15 protein-coding genes are annotated in these 21,270 nt (G+C 73.6%); 7 read left to right on the top strand and 8 right to left on the bottom strand.

Annotated features, from left to right (window positions below):
- Positions 1 to 105: 105 nt before the first annotated feature.
- Positions 106 to 900: an aldo/keto reductase gene (locus tag AB0L06_RS27215; RefSeq protein WP_500234112.1), complete on the bottom strand. Its 795-nt coding sequence runs from the start codon at positions 898 to 900 to the stop codon at positions 106 to 108.
- A gap of 239 nt (positions 901 to 1,139) precedes the next feature.
- Here AB0L06_RS27215 and AB0L06_RS27210 point away from each other — a divergent pair, with 239 nt between their 5' ends.
- The 4 genes from AB0L06_RS27210 to AB0L06_RS27195 all read left to right on the top strand — a co-directional run bounded on the left by AB0L06_RS27210 (position 1,140) and on the right by AB0L06_RS27195 (position 9,725).
- On the top strand, positions 1,140 to 2,561 hold the full coding sequence (locus AB0L06_RS27210; protein ID WP_500233938.1) for a cytochrome P450: 1,422 nt from the start codon (positions 1,140 to 1,142) through the stop codon (positions 2,559 to 2,561).
- Between the two features lie 223 nt (positions 2,562 to 2,784).
- Positions 2,785 to 5,763, top strand: a complete 2,979-nt coding sequence (locus AB0L06_RS27205) for a helix-turn-helix transcriptional regulator (RefSeq protein WP_500233937.1) — start codon at positions 2,785 to 2,787, stop codon at positions 5,761 to 5,763.
- A 298-nt stretch (positions 5,764 to 6,061) separates the two neighbouring features.
- On the top strand, positions 6,062 to 7,159 hold the full coding sequence (locus AB0L06_RS27200; RefSeq protein ID WP_500233936.1) for an alpha/beta hydrolase: 1,098 nt from the start codon (positions 6,062 to 6,064) through the stop codon (positions 7,157 to 7,159).
- A 61-nt stretch (positions 7,160 to 7,220) separates the two neighbouring features.
- Positions 7,221 to 9,725, top strand: coding sequence for a GMC oxidoreductase (locus AB0L06_RS27195; RefSeq protein WP_500233935.1), 2,505 nt, complete (start codon positions 7,221 to 7,223; stop codon positions 9,723 to 9,725).
- A 75-nt stretch (positions 9,726 to 9,800) separates the two neighbouring features.
- Here the strand turns inward: AB0L06_RS27195 and AB0L06_RS27190 are convergent, their stop codons facing one another.
- On the bottom strand, positions 9,801 to 11,810 hold the full coding sequence (locus tag AB0L06_RS27190) for a CehA/McbA family metallohydrolase (protein ID WP_500233934.1): 2,010 nt from the start codon (positions 11,808 to 11,810) through the stop codon (positions 9,801 to 9,803).
- Positions 11,811 to 11,921: 111 nt separating this feature from the next.
- Positions 11,922 to 12,497: a CGNR zinc finger domain-containing protein gene (locus AB0L06_RS27185; RefSeq protein ID WP_500233933.1), complete on the bottom strand. Its 576-nt coding sequence runs from the start codon at positions 12,495 to 12,497 to the stop codon at positions 11,922 to 11,924.
- A 70-nt stretch (positions 12,498 to 12,567) separates the two neighbouring features.
- Between AB0L06_RS27185 and AB0L06_RS27180 the strand changes: the two genes are divergently transcribed.
- Complete coding sequence (locus tag AB0L06_RS27180; protein ID WP_500233932.1) at positions 12,568 to 13,341, top strand: class I SAM-dependent methyltransferase; 774 nt, start codon at positions 12,568 to 12,570, stop codon at positions 13,339 to 13,341.
- An 18-nt stretch (positions 13,342 to 13,359) separates the two neighbouring features.
- Here the strand turns inward: AB0L06_RS27180 and AB0L06_RS27175 are convergent, their stop codons facing one another.
- Together AB0L06_RS27175 and AB0L06_RS27170 are read right to left on the bottom strand one after the other, a co-directional pair.
- On the bottom strand, positions 13,360 to 13,788 hold the full coding sequence (locus AB0L06_RS27175; RefSeq protein ID WP_500233931.1) for a PPOX class F420-dependent oxidoreductase: 429 nt from the start codon (positions 13,786 to 13,788) through the stop codon (positions 13,360 to 13,362).
- A gap of 108 nt (positions 13,789 to 13,896) precedes the next feature.
- On the bottom strand, positions 13,897 to 14,622 hold the full coding sequence (locus tag AB0L06_RS27170; protein ID WP_500233930.1) for a hypothetical protein: 726 nt from the start codon (positions 14,620 to 14,622) through the stop codon (positions 13,897 to 13,899).
- Between the two features lie 265 nt (positions 14,623 to 14,887).
- On the opposite strand from AB0L06_RS27170, the gene AB0L06_RS27165 reads away from it, so the two are divergent.
- Complete coding sequence (locus AB0L06_RS27165) at positions 14,888 to 15,583, top strand: hypothetical protein (RefSeq protein WP_500233929.1); 696 nt, start codon at positions 14,888 to 14,890, stop codon at positions 15,581 to 15,583.
- 14 nt (positions 15,584 to 15,597) lie between these two features.
- Here the strand turns inward: AB0L06_RS27165 and AB0L06_RS27160 are convergent, their stop codons facing one another.
- Both AB0L06_RS27160 and AB0L06_RS27155 read right to left on the bottom strand, forming a co-directional pair.
- Positions 15,598 to 16,389, bottom strand: a complete 792-nt coding sequence (locus AB0L06_RS27160) for an ABC transporter permease (RefSeq protein ID WP_500233928.1) — start codon at positions 16,387 to 16,389, stop codon at positions 15,598 to 15,600.
- Positions 16,386 to 17,351: an ATP-binding cassette domain-containing protein gene (locus AB0L06_RS27155; protein WP_500233927.1), complete on the bottom strand. Its 966-nt coding sequence runs from the start codon at positions 17,349 to 17,351 to the stop codon at positions 16,386 to 16,388. The genes AB0L06_RS27160 and AB0L06_RS27155 overlap by 4 nt, the downstream gene beginning before the upstream one ends.
- Before the next feature lie 106 nt (positions 17,352 to 17,457).
- Here AB0L06_RS27155 and AB0L06_RS27150 point away from each other — a divergent pair, with 106 nt between their 5' ends.
- Positions 17,458 to 18,264 (top strand): TetR/AcrR family transcriptional regulator, encoded by an 807-nt coding sequence (locus AB0L06_RS27150; protein WP_500233926.1) that lies wholly within the window; start codon positions 17,458 to 17,460, stop codon positions 18,262 to 18,264.
- Positions 18,265 to 18,326: 62 nt separating this feature from the next.
- Here AB0L06_RS27150 and hrpB read toward each other — a convergent pair whose 3' ends face one another.
- Positions 18,327 to 20,840, bottom strand: a complete 2,514-nt coding sequence (gene hrpB, locus AB0L06_RS27145; RefSeq protein ID WP_500233925.1) for an ATP-dependent helicase HrpB — start codon at positions 20,838 to 20,840, stop codon at positions 18,327 to 18,329.
- Between the last annotated feature and the right edge of the window lie 430 nt (positions 20,841 to 21,270).

Genomic DNA, 21,270 nt, shown 5'->3' with positions numbered 1-21,270 from the left:
CGGGAACCCGGCGGTGACGTCCCGGACAACCTTGATCGCCCGGCAGGTGAACGAGCCCGCCGGTTCAGCCCGTGAAACCCATGAAGCCCTTGAAGGAGCCCCTGGTCAGCCCATCCAGTCGAAGGTGGCCGGGTCGGGGCCGATGCGCCCGCCGGAGTCCAGCCCCGCGATCGCGGCCATGTCGGCGTCGCTCAGCTGGAAGTCGAACACGTCGATGTTCTCGGCGATCCGGGACGGCGTGACCGACTTCGGAATGACGACGTTGCCGATCTGGACGTGCCAGCGCAGCACGACCTGCGCCGGGGTCTTGCCGTGCGCCTCGGCGATGCGGGCGAGGTCCGGGTCGTCCAGCAGGCCCTTGCCCTGGCCGAGCGGGCTCCACGCCTCGGTGCGGATGTCGTGCTCGTCGTGGAACGCGCGCAGCTCCGCCTGCTGGAAGTTCGGGTGCAGCTCCACCTGGTTCAGGACCGGCTTGACCTCGGTCTCGAAGAACAGCCGCTCCAGCGTGCCGACGGTGAAGTTGGAGACGCCGATCGCGCGGATGCGGCCGTCGTTGTAGAGCTTCTCGAACGCCCGCCAGGTGTCCACGTACTTGTCGTGCGACGGCACCGGCCAGTGGATCAGGTACAGGTCCAGGACGTCCAGGCCGAGCCGCTCCATGCTGGCGTCGAAGGCGCGCAGCGTGGAGTCGTAGCCGTGGTCGGAGTTGAACAGCTTGGTGGTGACGAACAGGTCGTCGCGGCCGATCCCGGAACCGCGCAGGGCGCGTCCGGTGCCCGCCTCGTTCCCGTAGGCGCTGGCCGTGTCGATGCTCCGGTAGCCGTTCTCCAGGGCGACGCCGACGGCCTTCTCCGCCTCGTCGTCGGCGACCTGCCAGACCCCGAAGCCGAGCTGCGGCATCTCGACGCCATTGTTGAGCCGCACGTTGGGTACGGTCACATTCCCCCCTTATAGATACAAAACGCATGCGCGGATCCCGTCCGCGGATCGGTGCGCACGGACATGGGTCTCGGTTGTATCCGATCCCTCGACCATGCCCCGAAAGCGGGGCCCGAAAAGATGTCGGGGTTTCCCACGATGTGACGACCCCGGGGCCCGGGCACGATCGGGGGATCGCCACCCCGTACAGGAGCCCCGCCATGCCCTCCGCCGCGCACTCCAGCGTGCCCTCCGCACCCCTGCCTCCCGGTTTCCGCATGCCCCCGGCGGTCCAGGTCGCCCGGCTCATGGCCGACCCGCTGGGCTTCTACGAGGCGGGCCGCCGCCGGTTCGGCCCGATCTTCACCCTGCGGTACCCGGGGCTCCCGCCCGAGGTCTGCGTCGCGAACGCCGAACTCGCCGAGGAGGTCTTCGCCACCGACGGCGGGCCGGGCCGCGCGGGCGAGATGCGGCGGGCGTTCATCGGGCCGATCGTCGGCGAGGAGTCGCTGCTCTGCCTGGACGGCGAGCCGTGGTGGCGGCACCGCCGCCTGGTCAGCCCGCCGCTGCACGGCCGCGCGGTCGCCGCCTGGTCGGACCGGATCGCCGAGATCGCCGCGGCCGAGGCCGGGCGCTGGCCGGTCGGCGTCGCCATGCCGCTGCGTCCCGCGATGGAGCGGATCACCCTCGAGGTCATCATGCGCGTCGTGTTCGGCATCGAGGACGCGCGGCGCCTCGGCGCGCTGCGCACGCTGCTGCCCCGGCTGATGCGGGTCGCGGGGTCGGCGGCGCTCGTCCGCATCCCGCCGAACGTCCGCGAGCGCGCGCTCTCCTCGCCGCTGCTGCTGCGCGCGGGCGCGCTGCCCACCACGCAGTACGCCCGCGCGCGGGACGAGGTGGACGCGATCCTCTACGACGAGATCGCCCGCCGCCGCGCCGAACCGGACGCGACGGCCGGGGCCCCCGACGTCCTGTCGCAACTGGTCGCCGCGCGCGACGAGGACGGCGCGCCCCTCACCGGACGCGAGATCCGCGACGAGTTGATGACGCTGCTCGCCGCCGGGCACGAGACGACCGCGACGTCGCTGGCGTGGACGTTCGAACGACTCGTCCGGACGCCGCGCGCGATGGGATCGCTCGTCGCCGAGCTCACGTCCGGGTCGTCCGCCGGACGCGGTGAGACGTCCTATCTGGACGCGGTCGTCAAGGAGGGGCTGCGCGCGCGGCCGGTCGTGCTCGGCGCGCCGAGACTGCTGGACGACACGGCGAAGATCGGCGGCTACGAGATCCCGGCGGGCTGGTACCTGTCCGCGTCGATCCCGCTGGTGCTGAGCGACCCGGAGGCGTTCCCATCCCCGGAGCGGTTCCGGCCTGAACGGTTCATCGCGGGCGTGTCGTCCCCCGAGGCGGTCGCGCGCGCGAACCGCGCGTGGATTCCGTTCGGCGGCGGACGGCGCTACTGCGCGGGCGCGCAGCTCGCACTTCTGGAGATGCGCGTGGTGCTCGCCGAGGTTCTGCGCCGGGTGACGCTGACGGCGGCGCGTCCGGAGGACGAGAAACGGCGGCTCAAGAACGTCACCCTCGTGCCCGCCAGGTCGGCGCTGGTCATCGCGCGTCCGAGGACGGACGCCGCGTCCGGGTGAACCCTGTCGGAACCGGACGGAAGAAGATGACGACTAAGGCACGGTCCACTTCAGACGGTTGACACCCGTGTCCTGAGGACGGTTGATAGCACTGTGGCGATCGAGGGGGAGCTGATCACTCGAACCGACCGTCCACTCGGTAGAGTGGCCCCCGCGATCGACGCATTCGCGACAAGAGTACCAACACGGCGTATCGACCGCCTGTCTCTGGTGGGGTGTGGACATGGATGGTCGTACGGACCAGCAGCGCGCGGACCGTCCGCGCCCGGCCGGGCACAGTCCGGGCGGCCCGGCGACGGGGCGCGGTCCGAACGAGCGCGATGACGTGCGTCCCGGCCAGGTTCCGCTGGTCGGACGGGGCGACGTCCTCCAGGTCCTCGACGAGAGCCTCGACGAGGCCGCCGCCGGTGTGTTCCGGTTCGTCGCGCTCGCGGGAGAGCCCGGCGCCGGCAAGACGCGACTGCTCGGCGAACTGACCGCGGGCGCGGTCGCGCGCAAGCTCGCCGTGTCGTCCGGACGGGCCGCCGAGTTCGAGCAGGAGATGCCGTTCGGCGCGGTCGTGGACGCGCTCGACGACCACCTCGAGGAGCACCTCCCCGAGCTCGGTCCCGCGACCGTGAAGCTCCTGCTGCCGGTCTTCCCCGCGCTCGCCGCCGTCGTGCACGGCACGATGCCGACCATCACCGGCAACACCCCCGTCGCCCGCTACCAGCTGTACCGCGCGGTGCGCCGGCTGCTCGAGCAGCTCGCCGCCGAGGACGGCCTCGTCCTCATCCTGGACGACGTGCACTGGGCGGACGAGGCGACGATCGAACTGCTCGACTACCTCGTCCGGCATCCGCCGCGCGCCCGCGTGATGATCGCGGTGGCCTTCCGTCCGGCGCAGGCGTCGGCGCGGCTCGCGGCGCTCGTCGAGGCGTCGGTGCAGGGCGCGTGCGGGCACCGCGTCCGGGTCCGTCCGCTGACCGAGGACGAGGTCGCGCAGCTGCTCGGCCCGAAGGTCACCTCGACGCGCTGCCGCGAGCTGTTCGAGGCCAGCGGCGGCAACCCGTTCTACCTCGAGGCGCTCGCCCGCAGCGAGGAGCCGCTCGCCGAGGGGCCGCAGGAGGGCGGCCTGCCGCCGGCCGTCCGCGCGGCGCTGCAGATGGAGCTGAGCGGCCTGTCCCCCGACGCGCTCCGCGTGGCGCAGGGCGCGGCGGTCGCCGCGGACGAGTTCGCCCCGGCGCTCGCGGCCGTCGCCGCCGAGGTCTCCGACCCGGTCTCGCTGTCGGCGCTGGACGAGCTGGTCGCCCGCGACATCGTCCGTCCGGGCGCGGGACGGTTCCGGTTCCGGCACCCGCTCGTCCGGCACGCGGCGTACGGTTCGGCGGCGGCGGGCTGGCGTCTGGCCGCGCACGCCCGCATCGCGACCTACCTGGCCGAGATCGGAGCGGTCGCCGCGGTCCGCGCCCGGCACGTCGAACGCTCCGGACGCGTCGGGGACCGGCCGGCGATCGCCACGCTCGTGGAGGCCGGACGCGCGTACGCGACGCAGGCTCCGGTCACCGCCGCGCACTGGCTGAAGGCGGCGCTGCGGCTGATGCCGGAGAACGCGCCCGGCGGCGAGGGCCTGCCGTCCCGGATCGACCTGCTGATGGAGCTCGCGCAGGTGCAGTCGGTCGGCGGCGCGCTCACCGAGGGCCGCGAGACCGCGCGCACGCTGCTGCGGCTGCTGCCCTCCGACGACTACGGCCGGCGCGCGAAGGCGGCCCGGCTCGCCGCGCTGATGGAGCGCCAGCTGGACCGTCCGCACGAGGCCCGGTCGCTGCTGCTGGACGAGCTGCGGAACATGCCCGACCCGCGCTCCCCCGCCGCGATCCCGCTGCGGATGCGGCTGGTCGCCGAGCGCACGATGCGGCTGGAGTTCCGCGCCGCGCAGGCCGTCCTGGACCTGATGCCGGACGACTCCGACGACTGGGAGCCGAGCCTGAGGGTCGCGGTCGCGGCGCTGCGCCCGATGCCCGCGTTCGCCGGTGGACGCGTCGCCGACGCGCTGCGCTACGCCGAGGTCGCCGACCGGCTGCTGCACACCGCTCCGAACGAGCACCTGGCCGACTGGATGGACGCGATCGCCTGGCTGTGCTGGGCCGAGTCGATGCTCGGCCGGTTCCGCAACGCCGCGCGGCACTTCGAGCGGGCGCTCGACGTCGCCCGTGACACCGGCCAGTTGTACGTGGTCCCCAACCTGCTCGCCGGACTGGCGCGCTCCTACGGAACGCTCGGGGACCTGGCACAGGCCGCGTCCGCCGCCGAGGACGCGGTGGAGGAGGCGCGGCTGGTCGCGTCCGGGCAGCAGATCGTGTTCGCGCTGACCCAGCAGAGCCTGGTCGCGACCTGGTCGGGCAGCGAGGAGGCCGCGCTGCGGCACGCCGACGAGGCCATCGCGACCGGCGCGGGCGCCGGCGAGTGGTGGGGGTCGATGGCCCACTACGCGCGCGCGATGGCGCTGTTCGGCCTCGGCCGCCAGGACGAGGGCGTCCAGGCGGTCATGACGGCCGCCAACGGATTCGACACCCCCACGCTCGACCAGCGCACGCTGCTGTCCTGCGCGGAGACGCTCGCGCAGGTCGAGGCGGGCCGGGGCCGGCGGGACGCCGCGCTCCAGTGGGCCGAGCGAGCCCAGCACATGCGGCTGGACGGCGTGGACTCCAACAACGCGCTCGCGGACCTCGCCCGCGCGCACGCCCTGCTGAGCACCGAACCCGCCGAGGCCGCCCGCACCGCGATCACCGCCGCGGAGGCGCTGGAGGCGGCCGGTGAGCGCATCGACGCCGGACGCGCCCGGCTGCGCGCCGGAACCGCCTACGCCGAGGCCGGGGACCGCAAGGCCGCCCGCGAGCAGTTGCGCATCGCCGCCGACACGTTCCAGGCGTGCGGGGCGCGGACGCTGCACGGTCAGGCGGCCCGCGAGCAGCGCCGCGCCGGGGTGCGGGTGCCCGCGCCCGGCGGCCGCGGCTCCGGGCCGAGCGGGCTGTCCAAGCGCGAGTACGAGGTGGCGTCGCTGGTCTCCGAGGGCTACACCAACTCGCAGATCGCCGAGCGCCTGTTCGTCAGCGTCCGGACGGTGGAGACGCATCTGTCGCACATCTTCACCAAGCTCGGCGTCTCGTCCCGGGTCGGCGTCGTCAGCGCTCTCAACCGCGGCGATTCCGGCCGGGACTGACCCCGCCGCGACGCCTGTCCTGAATTAGCCGGATACTAGGGCGAACGTCGTTTCGGGAACGGTTTCGGACGTCGGGCCGGACATCCGGGCCGCCGGACGTCCCAACCGGACGCGCGACGCCGTCGTCCCATGAAGGACGAGTTCAGCACACACCGGGGCGCGGTGGATGCGGTGCGCACAGGCATGTCAGTGCCACCGGGTCCGGGCTTCCGGGACAAGTCAGGGTTTCCCACGATGCCGCCGGTCAGTGCCCGGCAGCATCATTCTTGCGGGTGAATACGGAGGCGGGGAGGCGGGGATGACACAGACGACGATTCCGCGGCGGACACTGGCGGGCGTCAAGGACGCCGACGTCACGGTGTTCCCGTTCGCGACCGAGGACGGCCTCGGCCTGGAGCTCACCAGGTTCGAGCGCGCCGAGTGCGACGACGTCGTGCTGCTGGTGCACGGCCTCACCTCCGCCAGCGACGTGTTCATCATGCCGGAGCACCAGAACCTCACCACCCACCTGCTGGACGCCGGGTTCACCGACGTGTGGGCGCTGGACTTCCGGATGAGCGGCCGGTTCCCCTACGACACCGAGACCCACCGGTACACCCTCGACGACATCGCGCTGTACGACTTCCCGGCGGCGATCGAGGTGATCCGCCGCGAGATCGGCGACCGGCGGCTGCACGTCATCGCGCACTGCCTCGGCTCGGTGTCGTTCACGATGGCCCTGTTCGCCGGGACCGTCACCGACATCACCACCCTGACCTGCAACAGCGTCTCGCTCACGCCGCGGGTGCCGGCGTTCTCCAAGCTGAAGCTGTCGTTCGGCCCGACGTTCCTGGAGTACGTGGCCGGGCTGCCGTACATCGACCCGCGGTTCGGCGAGGCCCCGGCGTTCACCCGCGGCTGGATGCTGTCACGGCTGGTGTCGCTGTTCCACGGTGAGTGCGACCAGCGCGCCTGCCACATGCAGAGCTTCCAGTGGGGCGCGGGCAAGCCCGCGATGTACGAGCACGAGAACCTGCTGCCCGTCACGCACGAGCGCGTCGCCGACATCTGCTGCGCGTCCGGGCTGCACTACTACCGGCACGTCCGCAGGATGGTCGGGGCCGGGCGCGCGGTGAAGTTCGCGCCGAAGGACCCGAAGTACGCGGCGCTGCCCAAGGACTACCTGGCGAGCGCGGCCGAGGTGACCACGCCGCTGCTGCTCCTCGCGCCGGAGAGGAACCGGGTCTTCACCGACTCCAACGTGCACTTCCACAAGATCCTCGAGAAGGCCGCGCCCGGCCGCCACGAACTGGCGGTGCTGCCCGGCTACGGCCATCTCGACCCCCTCATCGGCAAGAACTCGCACCTCGACGTGTTCCCCCGCGTCGTCGACTTCCTCAAGCGGCACTCCGCCTAGGCCGCCTGGCCGGGCCGGGGCGCCGTCGCGTCCGACAGTGAGAAAGAGCAGGAGCAACAGCATGGAGCAGGTCGACGCGGTCGTCGTCGGCTCGGGATTCGGCGGGTCGGTCAGCGCGTACCGGCTGGCCGAGGCCGGGCGGTCGGTGGTGCTGATGGAGCGCGGCCGCCCCTACCCGCCCGGCGCCTTCCCCCGCTCTCCCGCCGAGATGGGCCGGGCGTTCTGGGAACCCCGCGCGGGCCTGTACGGCATGTTCGACGTGTGGCGCTTCGACGGCTGCGACTCGGTCGTGTCGTCCGGCCTCGGCGGCGGTTCGCTGATCTACGCCAACGTGCTGCTCCGCAAGGACGAGCGCTGGTTCGTGCACGAGGAGATGCCGGACGGCTCCTACGAGTCGTGGCCGATCTCCCGCGCCGACCTCGACCCGCACTACGACGCCGTCGAGAAGATGCTCGAGCCGACGCCCTTCCCCCTGGACCGCGCGCCGTTCGACAACACGCCCAAGGCGCACGCCATGCAGGACGCGGCCGCCGAGTTGGGCCTGGACGTGACGCTGCCGCCGCTCGCGGTCCGGTTCGCCGCCGAGGCGGGCGGGGAGCCCGCGGTCGGCCTGCCGATCGCCGAGCCGTCCTTCGGCAACATCCACGGCGTCCCACGGCGCACCTGCAACCTGTGCGGCGAGTGCGACATCGGCTGCAACGACGGGTCGAAGAACACCCTCGACCACACCTACATCTCGGCCGCCGCGCACCACGGCGCGGACATCCGCACCGGGCACGAGGTGAAGGCGATCCGGCCGCGTCCGGGCGGCGGGTACGAGGTCGACTACATCGTCCACGACATGGAGTCGAAGGCGCACAAGCGGGCGCTGAAGACGATCGGCTGCGACCGGCTGATCCTGTCGGCCGGGACGTACGGGACCGCGCGCATCCTGCTGCGCTCGCGCGCGGCGCTGCCGGGGCTGACCGACGCGCTCGGCACCCGGTTCAGCGGCAACGGCGACCTGCTGACGTTCCTGCTCAAGGCCAAGGACCGCAACCGGGTGCGTCCGCTGGACGCCGCGCGCGGCCCGGTCATCACCAGCGCGATCCGGCTGCCGGACGACGTGGACGGCGTGCCCGGCGCGGGCCGCGGCGCCTACATCCAGGACGGCGGCTACCCCGGCTTCGTCGACTGGGCCGTCCAGGGGCTCGACGTCCCCGGCCAGATCGAGCGGATCGTGAAGTTCCTGGCCGAGCGGTTCCTGGACTTCTTCAAGGACGTCCCGGACACGCACCTGTCGGCCGAGCTCAGCAGGCTCGTCGGCGACGGCTCGCTGACGGTCAGCTCGCTGCCGCTGCTCGGCATGGGCCGCGACATCCCCGACGGCCGCCTCGACCTCGACAAGCACGGCCGGCTCTACGCCGACTGGACGACCAAGACCAGCGAGGCCTACTTCGAGCGCGTCCGCAAGACGATGCAGAGCATCGCCGACGTCCTGGGCGCCGAGTACGCCGACAACCCGATGTGGTTCCGCAAGCGGATCATCACCGTCCATCCGCTGGGCGGTGTGCCGATGGGCGCGCACGAGGGCGTGGGCGTGTGCGACCCCTACGGCGAGGTCTACGGCCATCCCGGACTGCACATCGCGGACGGTTCGGTCATGCCGGGGCCGGTCGGCCCGAACCCCTCGCTGACGATCGCGGCGTTCGCCGACCGCATGAGCACCCACCTGTTGGAGAGCAGCATGTCCACCACCAGCGCGTCCTCCACGAAGTCCGAGACGAAGGCCGCGAGCGCGCCCGCGGCCACCATCGTCGCCGGTGTGGGCGCGAGCGTCGGGGCAGGCGTGGGGGCCGCCTCCAGAAGCGCGGGGGCCGGGCCCATCCCTTCGGCGGGCCCGCAGCACGGGGCGGTGAGCGGCAGTGCGTACACCCCGGAGCCGGGGCCGCGGACGGGACCCGGGGACCGGTCCCAGCACGCGGCGGGGCGTACGTCGCTGTCCTTCACCGAGCAGATGAAGGGCCACGTCACCTTCGGCACCCCGGAACCGCGCGCGGGCGAGGTGCACGAGGGCCGGGAGCCTGTCGCGTTCCGGCTGACCATCAGCACCGACGACGTGCACCGGTTCCTCTCCGAGCGCGAGCACGAGGCGACCGCGGAAGGCTGGATCGAGGCCGCCGGATGCGGCGGGCGGCGTCCGGTCACGCAGGGCTGGTTCAACCTGTTCGCGCCGACCGGCGAGGCGCAGCGCCGGGTGATGCGGTACCGGCTGTTCTTCACCGACGACCGGGGCCGCGACCTCACCCTGACCGGTGAGAAGAACGTCCTGCACGGCCCGCCGACCCGGATCTGGCCGGACACGTCCACGCTCTACACGCGCCTGCTCGCCGGGCACGTGCGGCCGGAGGACGAGCCGGACGCCGAGGTCGTCGGCGCGGGCGTGCTGCACATCCAGCTGACCGACTTCGCGCGGCAGCTCACCACCTTCCGCACCGGCGGGCCGCACGGCACGACGGCGCTGATGGAGTTCGGCCGGTTCTTCGCCGGCGAGCTCTGGGAGGTCTACGGCCCCGACCTCACCTGAGCCGGGGCCCCTTGAACGCGCGGGACGGAGGAACTGCGGGGTGCCTCCGTCCCGCGCCCATTTCCACGGGCGTTCTCAGCCCAGCCGGGCGCGGTAGACAGCCCGCGCGGCCTCGATGAGGTCGATGTGGTCGGCGAGCTGCCCGTCGTCGCTGAGCCGCGCGCGGTCGCGGATCATGTGCTCGAAGCCGTCGAGGAAGCCCAGGCACCAGCGGACGTCGTCCTCGCGCGCGACGTGGCGCCCGGCGACGTGCACGTGGACCGCGCTGGTCTGGGCGTAGACGCCGGAGCGGTGCATCGACCGGATGTGCTCCGGGCCGGACGCCACGGCGATCAGGTAGGTCGGCTCGGCGATGTCGAGCCGGACGGTCAGCTCGTCCGGCGGGCCCTCGGCGACGACGCCGTCCGCGGTGAGCAGCTGGACGGACTCGACCTCCTCGCCGACCACGCGGACCGTGGCCGTGACCGTCCCGCCGGGCGCCGGAAGATCGAGGGTGTCGCCGGGGCCGTGGCCGTCGACCTCGAGTTCGAGCCAGGGGCCGGTGGTCGCGAAGGTGCGTCCGCGCCGGATCGCGTCCGCGAACGACGCGGCGGTCAGGACACCGTCGACGCGGGCGTAGACGCGTTCCCAGCCGGGCGGGCTGGACTGGTTGCCGCGACGGGTGAACGAGATCTGCGTGTCGCTCCCGGCGGTGACGGCGAGGCGGTTCCCGGCGCCGACCAGCCGCCGGTAGACGCGCGCGGTCGCGTGGACGTCGGAGTGGTTCAGGACGTCCAGGCTGTGCACGAGGCCGAGTGCGGCGTCGGCGACGATCTCGCGGGCCGAGCAGTTGCGTCCGTCGGAGAGCGCCTCACTGGGATCGCCGTCCTCGCTGACCGCGAGGTGGAACGGATGGCTGTAGCCGACGATCGCGCCGAGCTCGGTGAGCCGCCTGACGCCCTCGGCGTTCGGCGGCCAGTCGTCGGAGCCGAGGAAGCCCGTGTGGAACAGCTCGGGCGGACGGTCCATGCCGAACGCGTAGAGGTGTCCGAGCAGGTCGTTGCGGTATTCGACGCCGAAGCGGGCGATGTGGCCAGGGGTGGACCAGGGGGCGTCGGCCCCGGCCCAGTGGTCCAGCGCCTCACGGTCGTAGACGCGGACGGACGAGACGTTCCCGGCGACGAGGTTGAGGACATGCAGGTCCTCGCCCTGCTGGATCGCGGCGGCCTGCTCGGGCGTGCCGACGCTGTTTCCGGCCCAGTTCATATGGACGTGCATGTCGCCGCCGTACCAGCCGCGCGCGGGAGCGTCGTAGCGGCGGGGCGGGGTCAGGTCGACGGTCAGTTCCTCGTCCGGGGCGGGGTGGACGCGGGTCTCGACGATCTCGTACTCCGCGCCGCGCGTGACCCGGACGGTGAGGGGTTCGGCGGGGACGTCCAGGACGAGATCGTCGCCGTGGAAGTAGGGCTGGGCGTGCGCGTCGTGCCGGTCGGGCGCGTCCGGCGGATACCAGCCGTGGCCGTCGTCGCCGACGACCGTCCAGCGGCAGGGCAGGCCCGCGCGCACGCGGAGCCGCGCCACCGCGACCTCGCGGGTGACGACGTCGAGCGGGACGGACACGTCGTCCACGACGACCTTGCTGTCGCTCGCGATCGGCACGAGGCTCGCGCCGAAGGGCTTGAGGTCGTAGACGACGCTGTCGATCTCGACGCGGACGGCCTCGTCGCGGGACGAGTCGAGCAGCAGCGTGGTCGCGTGCCGGGTCCCTGCGGCGAAGACCGGACGCGGGTGGGCCTCGACGTGCGCGCCGCCGGATGTGAGGCGCAGCGCGGCCAGGTTGTCGGGCAGTTCGCCGCCCAGGACGTCCCGCAGGATCTCGTGCATGTCGACGCTGTTCAGCGCGGCCTCGATGTGCGGGCCGGTCGATCCCTCGGCGCATTCGACCGCCTTCAGGAACCAGGCGACGAAGTAGTCCCGCTCGTCCGGGACGAACGGCGCGACGTCCAGCTGCCGGACGTAGTGGATCGGGTCCTCGCCCCAGGTGGGGCCGTGGGCCGCGAGCAGCGCCCGGTACTCCGCCAACGCGCGCCGAACCGTCTCGGGCACGTCCACAGCGTCAGTGCGGTCTCCGCACATCCGGCCCTCCCACCGTCGTGCCGCCCGGGCCGCCAGCGTGACACGGCGGGACGGTGGGGCAGGCGATGAGGAGCTGGCCGGTTACGGACGGGGTTGGCGGGCGCGGAACGCGGCGGTCTTCACCCGGTTCTGGCACGCCGTCGAGCAGTAGCGGCGGGTGCCATTGCGCGAGGTGTCGACGTAGACGCGGTCGCACGCGGGCGCGGTGCAGACCCCGAGCCGGTCGTACAGCTCGCCGCCGAGGACGACCGCGAGGCCGGTCGCGCAGGGGCCGCCGTACTCGGCGGTCAGCCCGTCGTCGGCGCCGTGGAAGTGCAAATGCCAGGGCTCGCCGTCATGCCGGGCGAGCCGCGGACGGGCCTGCGTGTCCTCCAGCAACCGGTTGACGCGCTCGGCCGCGCCGTCCACGTCGCCGTCCGCGACGGCCTCGAAGACCTCGCGCAACCGGGCGGCGACGACGGCAAGCTCGTCCAGCTGCGCCTCGGTGAAGCGCGCGTCCTCGGTGTCCTCACCCCAGATCGCGAGCGCGGCGGCGGAGCGTTCGCCCAGGTCGGACGGGGGCGTGTAGGGACGTCCGCGCCGCTCGCCGGGGGTGAGGGAGTTGACCAGCTCGACCGCCGCGGTGACGACCCGATCTGAGTGACTGTTGAATTCCACTTGACCAGTTACATCCTCTCGGGGCACGATGTGACCACCGAAAGCCTACACGGCAGTTACAGGAGGGTTCATGAGCACGCTCACCCCGACCGTCGCCGACCGTTGGATCACCCGCTGGGACCGGCAGCAGGAGGGTTACCTGCCGGACCGCGAGGAACGCTTCACCACCCTGATCGACGCCCTGGAGGCCGCGGGCCGCCCGGACCCGCTGGTGCTGGACCTCGGCTGCGGCCCCGGCTCGCTGGCGGCCCGCCTGCTCGACCGCCTGCCGGACGCCACGGTCGTCGCCGTGGACACCGACCCGCTGCTGCTCACGCTCGGCCGGTCCGTCCATTCCGGGCGCGCGAACCTCCGTTTCGTCGACGCCGACCTGCGCGTCCCCGGCTGGACGAAGGCGCTCGGCCTGGACCGTCCGGCGGACGCGGCGGTCAGCACCACCGCGCTGCACTGGATCACCGAGGACGAGCTCACCGTCACCTACGGCGAGCTGGCGACCGTTCTGCGTCCGGGCGCGCTCTTCCTGAACGGCGACAACTTCGGTGTTGAGGACCGGGCTCCCGGCCTGTCGAAACTGGACCGCGCGATCCAGCTCCGGGAGAAGGCGCGCCGCTTCGGCGACACCCCGCCCGAGGACTGGGGCGACTGGTGGGACGCCGCCGCGGTCGACCCCGACCTCGGGCCGCTGAAGACCGCCCGCGACGACTCGGCCGCCGCGCACCACGGCTCGGAGTCGCACCTGCTGTCCACGCACGTCCGGGTGCTGAACGAGGCGGGCTTCGGCGAGGTCGGGACGGTCTGGCAGCGGGGCGACAGCAGGGTGCTCGCCGCCCTGCTCTCCGAGTAGACGCCGTCCGGCGAACCTTCAGCGGAGCGGCTGCCCGTAGACGTGCTCGACGGGCAGCCGCACGACGACCCTCCGCTCCTCGACCATCACCCGGCGGTACTCGTCCCAGTCCGGGTGCTCGCCCCGGATGGAGCGGTACAGGTCGACCAGCTCCTCGACGGTGGCGTCGTGGACGTCCGCGGCGACCTCCGACAGCTCGGCGGTGCCCTCGGCGACCGTCCAGGACCAGCCGTCCTCGCTGCTCACGTGCAGGCTCGCACGCGGGTCGCGGCGCAGGTTGCGGGTCTTGGCCCGGTCGTCGGTGACCGAGATCCGGACCAGGTCCCGGTCCGGGTCGTACTGGAAGACGATGTTGGACAGCTGGGGCCGCCCGTCCTTCTTGAGCGTCACCAGGGCGCCCAGACTGCGCTCCCCGAGCAGCTTCCGCAGCCCCGTCTCGTCCGCCATGTCGGCCTCCGCCGTCCTCGCTCCGATGGTCTCCTGCGACAACCCCCGGGCCCGCCCCGCGCTTCCCGGCGCGGGGCGGGCACTTTCCGGGACGTCCCCTCCAGGCTGTCAGTTGAGGCCGTCGCCGCGTCCGCCGACCCCGGTGAGCAGCGTCAGGTCCGTCAGCCGGACGGGCGGGTCGCCCTCGGCCGCGCGGACCGGACGCTCCCGGAGCGGCCGGACGCGCGGCTCCGGCGGGCGGGTCAGCAGGTGCCCGTGGAACACCGCGCCCTTGGCGGTGATCCGGACGGCCTCGAACGCCGACTGGGGCAGAGCGCAGAAGCCCGAGCGCACCACGTCGTCGAACATCGCGTCCGAGACCACCACGGCCAGGTCGCGGCGCGGGTCGTCCAGCAGGCGGCGCAGCGGTGTCGAGTCGAGCAGCCGCTGGACCACGACCGGAGCGTCTCCGGCGGGGCCGAACGGGCCGGGGGTCAGCGTGCCGTGGTGCAGCGCGAGCCGGACCCGCAGCCGCCCTCCGCCGCGCTCGCTGTCGAGCGGCCCGGCGCCGTCGCGGGCGGTGTTCACCTCCCGCAGCGCGGACTCGAAGCCGATCACGAGATCGCCCGCCACCACGGCCGGGGCGGTCCCGGCGGGCAGCAGGGCCAGCTCGCCGTCCCCGCCGACCTGCTCGGTCCAGTCGGACCGGCTCAGCCCGGCGGCGGCCGCCGCCTTGTCCAGCACGTCGGCCAGGTCGTGCTGCGCGGCCAGCTGCCGGCGCGCGTCGAGCCTGCTGTAGCCCTGGATGTCCACCGCGAGCAACAGTCGGTAGACCAGGACTTCCTCCAGATTCACGCCCATCCCGCCTTCGTTCCTCCGTGCGCGTGGGGCGGTCGCCCACAATCGCTCCACGCTGGAGTGAGTGTCGCCTTCTGTGGAGGAGCGCTCTGTGACGTCAGGGATAGGTGGCGCCTCCGCTCTCTTCTGATGCCTCCGTTGCCGGTTTGGACGCTACAAAGCGCCGGTCGGAGCCATGAAGTCAGTAAGACCTATCCAAAAGGCAAGGGTCCCCGCCTGGCCGGGTTACCGACCGGTAGAGCGCGGACCGTACGCTGGGGCCGTGACCGCGACCCGACCCGTCCAGGGACCCCGACTGCTGCTGCCCGGCCTGCGCGAGGTGTACGAGGTGTTCGTGCGGGCCGCCGGCGAGCTGCCCGCGCTGCCCGCCGCCCTGCCCGCCGAGGTGTGGGTGTCGGCGCAGCTCGGCACGCTGGAGGCCGCCGCCCCGCACGCCGAGGGCCGCCGGGCCGCGCTGGGCGACCTGGTCACGTCCCTCCGCGCCGCGGGAACCCCGGGCGCGCGGACGTTCCTGCGCGGGCTCGCCGCGATCGGCCCGGCTGAGGTCCGCAAGATCGCCGCGAAGGCCGCGGACGGGATGGACGCGGACGAACCGTCCTGGGCGCGGGACCTCGGCGCGGTCGCGCCCGGCCAGGTCTGGCTGATCCAGGAGGGCCCGCTCGACGGCGACCGGATCGTCTGCGAGTTCCGCTACCCGGACGGCCGCGACCTGCACGCGATCGCCGTCCGGCTGGGCTACGGGGACACGCCGACCGAGATCGTCCCGGTCGGGGACGTCCCGGCGCTGATGACCGCGGCCCGCCAGGCCATGCAGGCCGAACTGTGCACCGTCCAGCCGTTCTCGCCCGCCGCCGTGGGCGAGCGCCTGCGCGCCGTCCTCGGCGGCGCGCAGACGGTGCCGGACGAGTGCTACCCGGCACTCGCCCTCGCCCGGCACCGGGTCTCACTCCTCCCCTAGCGGCCCCTGCCGCCCTAGCTGAGCCGCCGGTAGCGGCGGACGGCCAGCGGCAGCGAGACCGCCGTGATCACCAGCGGCCACGCGAGGGCCAGCGCGAGCGCGTGCCGTCCGGGCCAGGAGTGGGCCTCCCAGCCCGGCTGGCCGAACAGGTCGCGGCACGCGGTGACCGTCGTCGACAGCGGGTTCCACTCGGCGATCGCGCCCAGCCAGCCCGGCATCGTGGACGGGTCGACCATCGCGCTCGACAGGAAGCCGACCGGCCAGACCAGCACCTGGATGACCATCACCGACTCCGGGCCCTTGGCGATCAGGCCGAGCCAGACGCCCGCCCACACCAGCGAGGCGCGCAGCAGGAGCAGCAGCCCGAACGCCGCCAGCGCCCGGACGGCCCCGTCGTGCCAGCGCCAGCCGATCGCCAGGCCGCAGAGCGCCATCACCGCGAGGCCGAGCACGGCGTCCACCAGGTCGGCCGCGCAGCGCCCGGCGACCGGCGCGGACGCCGACAGCGGCAGCGCGCGGAACCGGTCGGTGATCCCGCGGGACGCGTCGGCGGCGATCGCGGTGAACGTGCCCTCCAGGCCGAACGCCATGGTCAGCGCGAACATCCCCGGCATGATGAACTCGCGGTAGTTCCCGCCCGGCGCGTCCATCTGGCCGCCGAACAGGTAGCCCATCATCAGCACGACCATGATCGGGAAGGCGAGGGCGGCGATCAGCGCGCCCGGGCGCCGCACCCGGCGCTCCAGCTCGCGGACGGTCATCGTCCAGGCGTCCAGCACGGTCCAGCGCAGCGTCGCGGCGCTCATCGGGCGGTCTCCTTCATGATCGGCTTCTCGGGGCGGTCGGTGAGGCGGAGGAAGACCTCGTCGAGGGTCGGGCGGCGGACGGCGATGTCGGCGACGGTGACGTGCACGTCGTCCAGGGCGCGGAGCGTCCCGGACAGCGCGCCGACCCGGTCGGCGACCGGCGACGACACCCGCAGCGCGTCCTCGTCGGCCTCGGGCCGGAAGCCGGTGACCCGCTCGACGGCGGCGGACGCGGCGGCCAGGTCCCCGGGGTCGGCGATCACCACGTCCAAGCGGTCGCCTCCGAGCTCGGCCTTCAGCCCCTCCGGGGTGCCGGACGCGATCACCCGGCCGCGGTCGATCACCGAGATGTCGTCGGCGAGCCGGTCGGCCTCCTCCAGGTACTGCGTGGTCAGCAGGACGGTGGTGCCGCGGTCCGCCAGGTCGCGGACGGCCCGCCAGACCTCCGCTCGGGCGCGCGGGTCGAGCCCGGTGGTCGGCTCGTCCAGGAAGAGGACGGCGGGAGCGAGCAGCATTCCGGCGGCGAGGTCGAGGCGGCGGCGCATCCCGCCGGAGTAGGTCCCGGCGGGGCGGTCGGCGGCGTCCGCGAGGCCGAAGGACTCCAGCAGCTCGTCCGCGCGGCGGCGCGCGGCGCGGCTGGTCAGGTGGGCGAGCCGCCCGAACATCACGAGGTTGCGGCGTCCGGTCAGCACCTCGTCCACGGCGGTGTGCTGCCCTACCAGCCCGATCCGGGCGCGGACGCGGGCGGCGTCGCGGACCACGTCGTGCCCGTCGACCTCGGCCCGGCCGCCGTCGGGGCGGGCGAGCGTGGCGAGGATCCGGACGGTCGTCGACTTGCCCGCGCCGTTCGGCCCGAGCAACCCGTGCACGGTCCCGGTGCGGACGGCCAGGTACAGCCCGTCCAGGGCGGCGGTGTCGCCATAGCGCTTGCTCAGGGACTTGGCCACCACAGCGGTCGTCATTCGGCCTCCAACTCTGTACGTCGTACAGAGTTAAGACTGCCACAGATTTCCGTACGCTGTACAAAGTTTTTCGGGAACCTCCGGCGATCTCTGCGAGGATGGGGACGTGACGACCGAGTACACCGGCGCCGGCGACCCGCGCCGCAGCCTGGAGCTGCTCTGGGGCGTGCGGGAGAGGCCGCGCCGCGGGCCGCGTCCGAAGCTGACGCCCGAGCGGCTCGTCGGCCGGGCGATCGAGATCGCCGACGCGGACGGCCTGGAGGCGGTGTCGATCCGCCGGATCGCCGACGACCTCGGCGTCTCCCCCATGTCGGTCTACACCTATGTGCCCGGCAAGGCCGAGCTGCTGGACGCCATGCTCGACCGGGCGATGGGCGAGATCGTCCCGCCCGGCGACAAGGCTCCCGGCGGCCGGGCGGCGGGGGATGGAGCGGCGGGGTGGCGCGACCGGGTCGCCCACGTCGCGCGCGAGAACTGGCGGCTCTACCACGCGCATCCGTGGCTGCTCCAGGTCGCGACGGCGCGTCCGCCGCTCGGCCCCCACCTGCTCGACAAGTACGAGGACGAGCTGCGCGCCATCGAAGGCATCGGCCTGACCGACCTGGAGATGGACTCGGCAGTCACCCTGATCAACGCCCTCGCCGAGAGCACCGCGCGAATCTCGGTGAACCGCGCGCGGGCCGAGCGCCGCACCGGCCTGACCGACCGGGAGTGGTGGGAGGCGACCGCGCCGTTCCTGGAGGAGCACGTCCCCCCGGGCCGCTACCCCCTCGGCGACCGTGTCGGCCCGGCGGCGGCCGAGGTGTACGACGGGGCCGTCGGGCCCGAGCACGCCTTCGAGTTCGGCCTCGCCCGCATCCTGGACGGCATCGAGGCCCTGATCACCACCCGCCGAGACCAGGCCGAGGGCTGACGCCGACCAGGGCGTGTCTCAGCCGGTGGGTCGCGCAGTGGGGCAGGCGGCTTTGAGACGTCTTAGCGGCGGGGATTGGCGCGGCGGGTCGCGGTCGCCTGGGTCGGATCGTCCGGCCAGGGGTGACGCGGGTAGCGGCCGCGCAGCTCGGCGCGGACGGCCTTGTACCCCTCCTGCCAGAACGAGGCGAGGTCGGACGTCACGGCGGCGGGGCGTCCGGCGGGCGAGAGCAGGTGCACGACCAGCGGGACACGGCCGCCCGCGATGCGGGGCGTGGCGTCCCAGCCGAACAGTTCCTGCAGCTTGACGGCCAGTACCGGGTGCTCGCCCGAGTAGTCCACGCGCACGCGCGAGCCGGACGGCACCTCGACGCGTTCGGGAGCGAACTCGTCCAGCCGTGCGGCGCACTCCCATGGCAGGAGTCCGCGCAGCGCCGACGTCACGTCGATCTTCGCCAGGTCGGCGCGGCGACGCGCCCCGGACGCGTCGATCCACCTTCCGGCGTGCTCGGCCAGCGCGGCGTCGTCCATGGCGGGCCAGGGTTCGCCCAGCTCGCGGTGGAGGAAGGCGAGCCGCTCGCGCAGGGCGTTCGCCGCCTCGGTCCAGCGGAGCAAGGCGGAGCCCTGGGCGCGCAGGCCGTCCTGCAGCGCGCCGCGCACCAGCTCGGAGTCGGGGTCGCGGAGCGGACGCGCCGACAGCTCGATCGCGCCGAGCCGCTCGACCCGGCGCGCGACGACGTCGCCGTCCCGCCAGGCCACCTCCTCGCCCGAGTGGAGCATCGGCGCGGCGGCGCGGCGGGCGACGTCCTCGTCGATCACGACGGCCTGGCGGACGCGCGCCGACGCCGCCCCGGTCGGACGGTCCGCCACCGCGACCGCCAGCCACTCCGCCCGCGCGCCGGTCAGCGCCGAGCCGTCCGCCAGATCGGCCCCGGTCCCCGACGCCATCAGGTACCCGCCGCCCCGCCGCCGGGCCACCCGCTCCGGGAACGCGAGCGCCACCACGAGCCCGGCGGACGCGTCGTCCCCGCCTCCCCGGGCGTTCGTCGCCGGGATCGCGCGCTCCAGACGGCGGAACTCGTCACGCCACCGGGCGGCGTGCGCGTCGGCGGGCGGGCCCTCGCGCCGCAGCCGCCGCCAGACGGCGGTCAGGTCGTCGGACGCGCCGGGCGGCGGAGGCTCGGACAGCAGCGCCACGACCTGCGCGGCCGTCCGCGCGCCCACGGCGGACGCCCCGTCCAGCAGGGCGCGGGCCAGCCGCGGATGGACGCCGAGCCCCGCGAGCCGCTCTCCGCGATCGGTCACCCGGCCGTCGCCGTCGGTCGCGCCGAGTGCGACGAGCGTCGCGCGGGCCGCCGACATCGCCGCTTCGGGCGGCGGGTCGAGCAGCGCCAGCCCGGCCGCGGACGGATCGCCCCAGCTCGCCGCGTGCAGCGCGAACGCGGTGAGGTCGGCGAGTTCGATCTCCGGACGCGGACGGGCCGCCAGCCGGTCGTGCTCGGCCTGCGTCCAGCAGCGGTAGACGGCACCGGGGGCCTCGCGTCCGGCGCGTCCGGCGCGCTGGTCGGCGGCGGCGCGCGACACCCGGACGGTGGTCAGCGCGCCGAGTCCGCGCGCGTGGTCGGTGCGCGGCTCGCGGGCCAGCCCGGCGTCCACCACGATCCGGACCCCGGGGACGGTCAGGCTCGACTCGGCCACCGACGTCGCCAGCACCACGCGCCGCCGTCCGTCCGCAGGGGCGAGCACGGCGTCCTGCACGGCCGCCGGGGCCTGCCCGTGCACCTGGAGGACGTCCGCGGCGACCCCGCCGAGCATCCCGGAGACCCGCGCGATCTCGCCGACGCCCGGCAGGAAGCAGAGCACGTCGCCGTCGCGTTCGGCCAGCGCCCGCCGGACGGTCTCGGCGACGTGCGCGAGCAGCGCCGGGTCGACGCGCATCCCGTGCGGCGGCCGGACGGGACGCTCCGGCGGCGCCCACACGACCTCAACGGGATGCAGGACGGCTTCGGCCTCGACGACGGGCGCGGGGGCGTCGTCCTCACGGCCGAGCAGGTCCGCCCAGGGGCCCGTGTCCGCGGTCGCGGACGCGACGACGATCCGCAGGTCGGGGCGGAGCGTCGCGCGGACGTCCAGGAGGAACGCGAGCGTCGTGTCCGCGTCCAGGTGCCGCTCGTGGCACTCGTCCAGGATGACCGTGCCGACCCCTTCCAGCTCGGGGTCGTTCTGCAGCCACTGGAGCAGCACGCCGGTCGTCAGGACCTCGACGGCCGAGCCGGGCCGCCGCTCACCCCGGACGGTCACCCCGACGCGTTCGCCGACCCTCTCCCCCAGCAGCCAGGCCATGCGGCGCGCGGCGGCACGGGCGGCGAGGCGGCGCGGCTCGAGAACGACGACGCGTCCGGCCTGCTCAGGGCCGTCGAGGAGCCCGGCGAGCGCGAGCGGAACGTAGGTCGTCTTGCCGGTGCCGGGCGGGGCCGCGAGCACGGCGACGCCCCGCTCGCCGAGCGCCCGTCGGAGGGCGGGGACGACGGTCCGGACGGGCAGTCCGGCGAGGGCGGCGCGGCGGTCGGCGTGCATCCGTCCAGTGTGGCGGGCCCTACGGAGCGCCGCGAACCGGGCACCGTGCGCCTACTGTGAGCAAGATCACGACCGCGAAACCGGAACCGACCCTTGCGGCGATAGTTTCACCGAGCATTTCGCCATTCCGGCGTAGAACGTTCTAAACCCAAGGTCAAGAGCACACAGGAGAACCTTCGGCGGAACTCCCCCATAGCAATATCTCTTGCGCTTCGGTAGCGTTTCGGCCTCAGTTCCGTCACCCCATGACGGGCTGTCCCAATCTCGCGGGTATCTCCATAATCGGAGTCGTCACCGCAGGTGCGAGGGAGGGACGGGCGATGGGCGGCAGCTCCATCTATCTACGCGACAGGACGGCGTTCACTGGCGGAACGCCACAGGCCGTGTACGCGGAGCTTTGGGAACGCGGACGAAAGACCAGGCTTCGGAA

Source organism: Spirillospora sp. NPDC052269 (assembly GCF_040679435.1).
Classification (GTDB): domain Bacteria; phylum Actinomycetota; class Actinomycetes; order Streptosporangiales; family Streptosporangiaceae; genus Spirillospora.
This window is presented reverse-complemented; position numbering and strand designations above follow the sequence as displayed.

Excerpts from the sequence above, each read along its gene's own strand:
- AB0L06_RS27215 (WP_500234112.1), bottom strand. The coding sequence starts at position 900 with ATGCCGCAGCTCGGCTTCGGGGTCTGGCAGGTCGCCGACGACGAGGCG.
- AB0L06_RS27210 (WP_500233938.1), top strand. The coding sequence starts at position 1,140 with ATGCCCTCCGCCGCGCACTCCAGCGTGCCCTCCGCACCCCTGCCTCCC.
- AB0L06_RS27205 (WP_500233937.1), top strand. The coding sequence starts at position 2,785 with ATGGATGGTCGTACGGACCAGCAGCGCGCGGACCGTCCGCGCCCGGCC.
- AB0L06_RS27200 (WP_500233936.1), top strand. The coding sequence starts at position 6,062 with ATGACACAGACGACGATTCCGCGGCGGACACTGGCGGGCGTCAAGGAC.
- AB0L06_RS27195 (WP_500233935.1), top strand. The coding sequence starts at position 7,221 with ATGGAGCAGGTCGACGCGGTCGTCGTCGGCTCGGGATTCGGCGGGTCG.
- AB0L06_RS27180 (WP_500233932.1), top strand. The coding sequence starts at position 12,568 with ATGAGCACGCTCACCCCGACCGTCGCCGACCGTTGGATCACCCGCTGG.
- AB0L06_RS27175 (WP_500233931.1), bottom strand. The coding sequence starts at position 13,788 with ATGGCGGACGAGACGGGGCTGCGGAAGCTGCTCGGGGAGCGCAGTCTG.
- AB0L06_RS27160 (WP_500233928.1), bottom strand. The coding sequence starts at position 16,389 with ATGAGCGCCGCGACGCTGCGCTGGACCGTGCTGGACGCCTGGACGATG.
- AB0L06_RS27155 (WP_500233927.1), bottom strand. The coding sequence starts at position 17,351 with ATGACGACCGCTGTGGTGGCCAAGTCCCTGAGCAAGCGCTATGGCGAC.
- hrpB (WP_500233925.1), bottom strand. The coding sequence starts at position 20,840 with ATGCACGCCGACCGCCGCGCCGCCCTCGCCGGACTGCCCGTCCGGACC.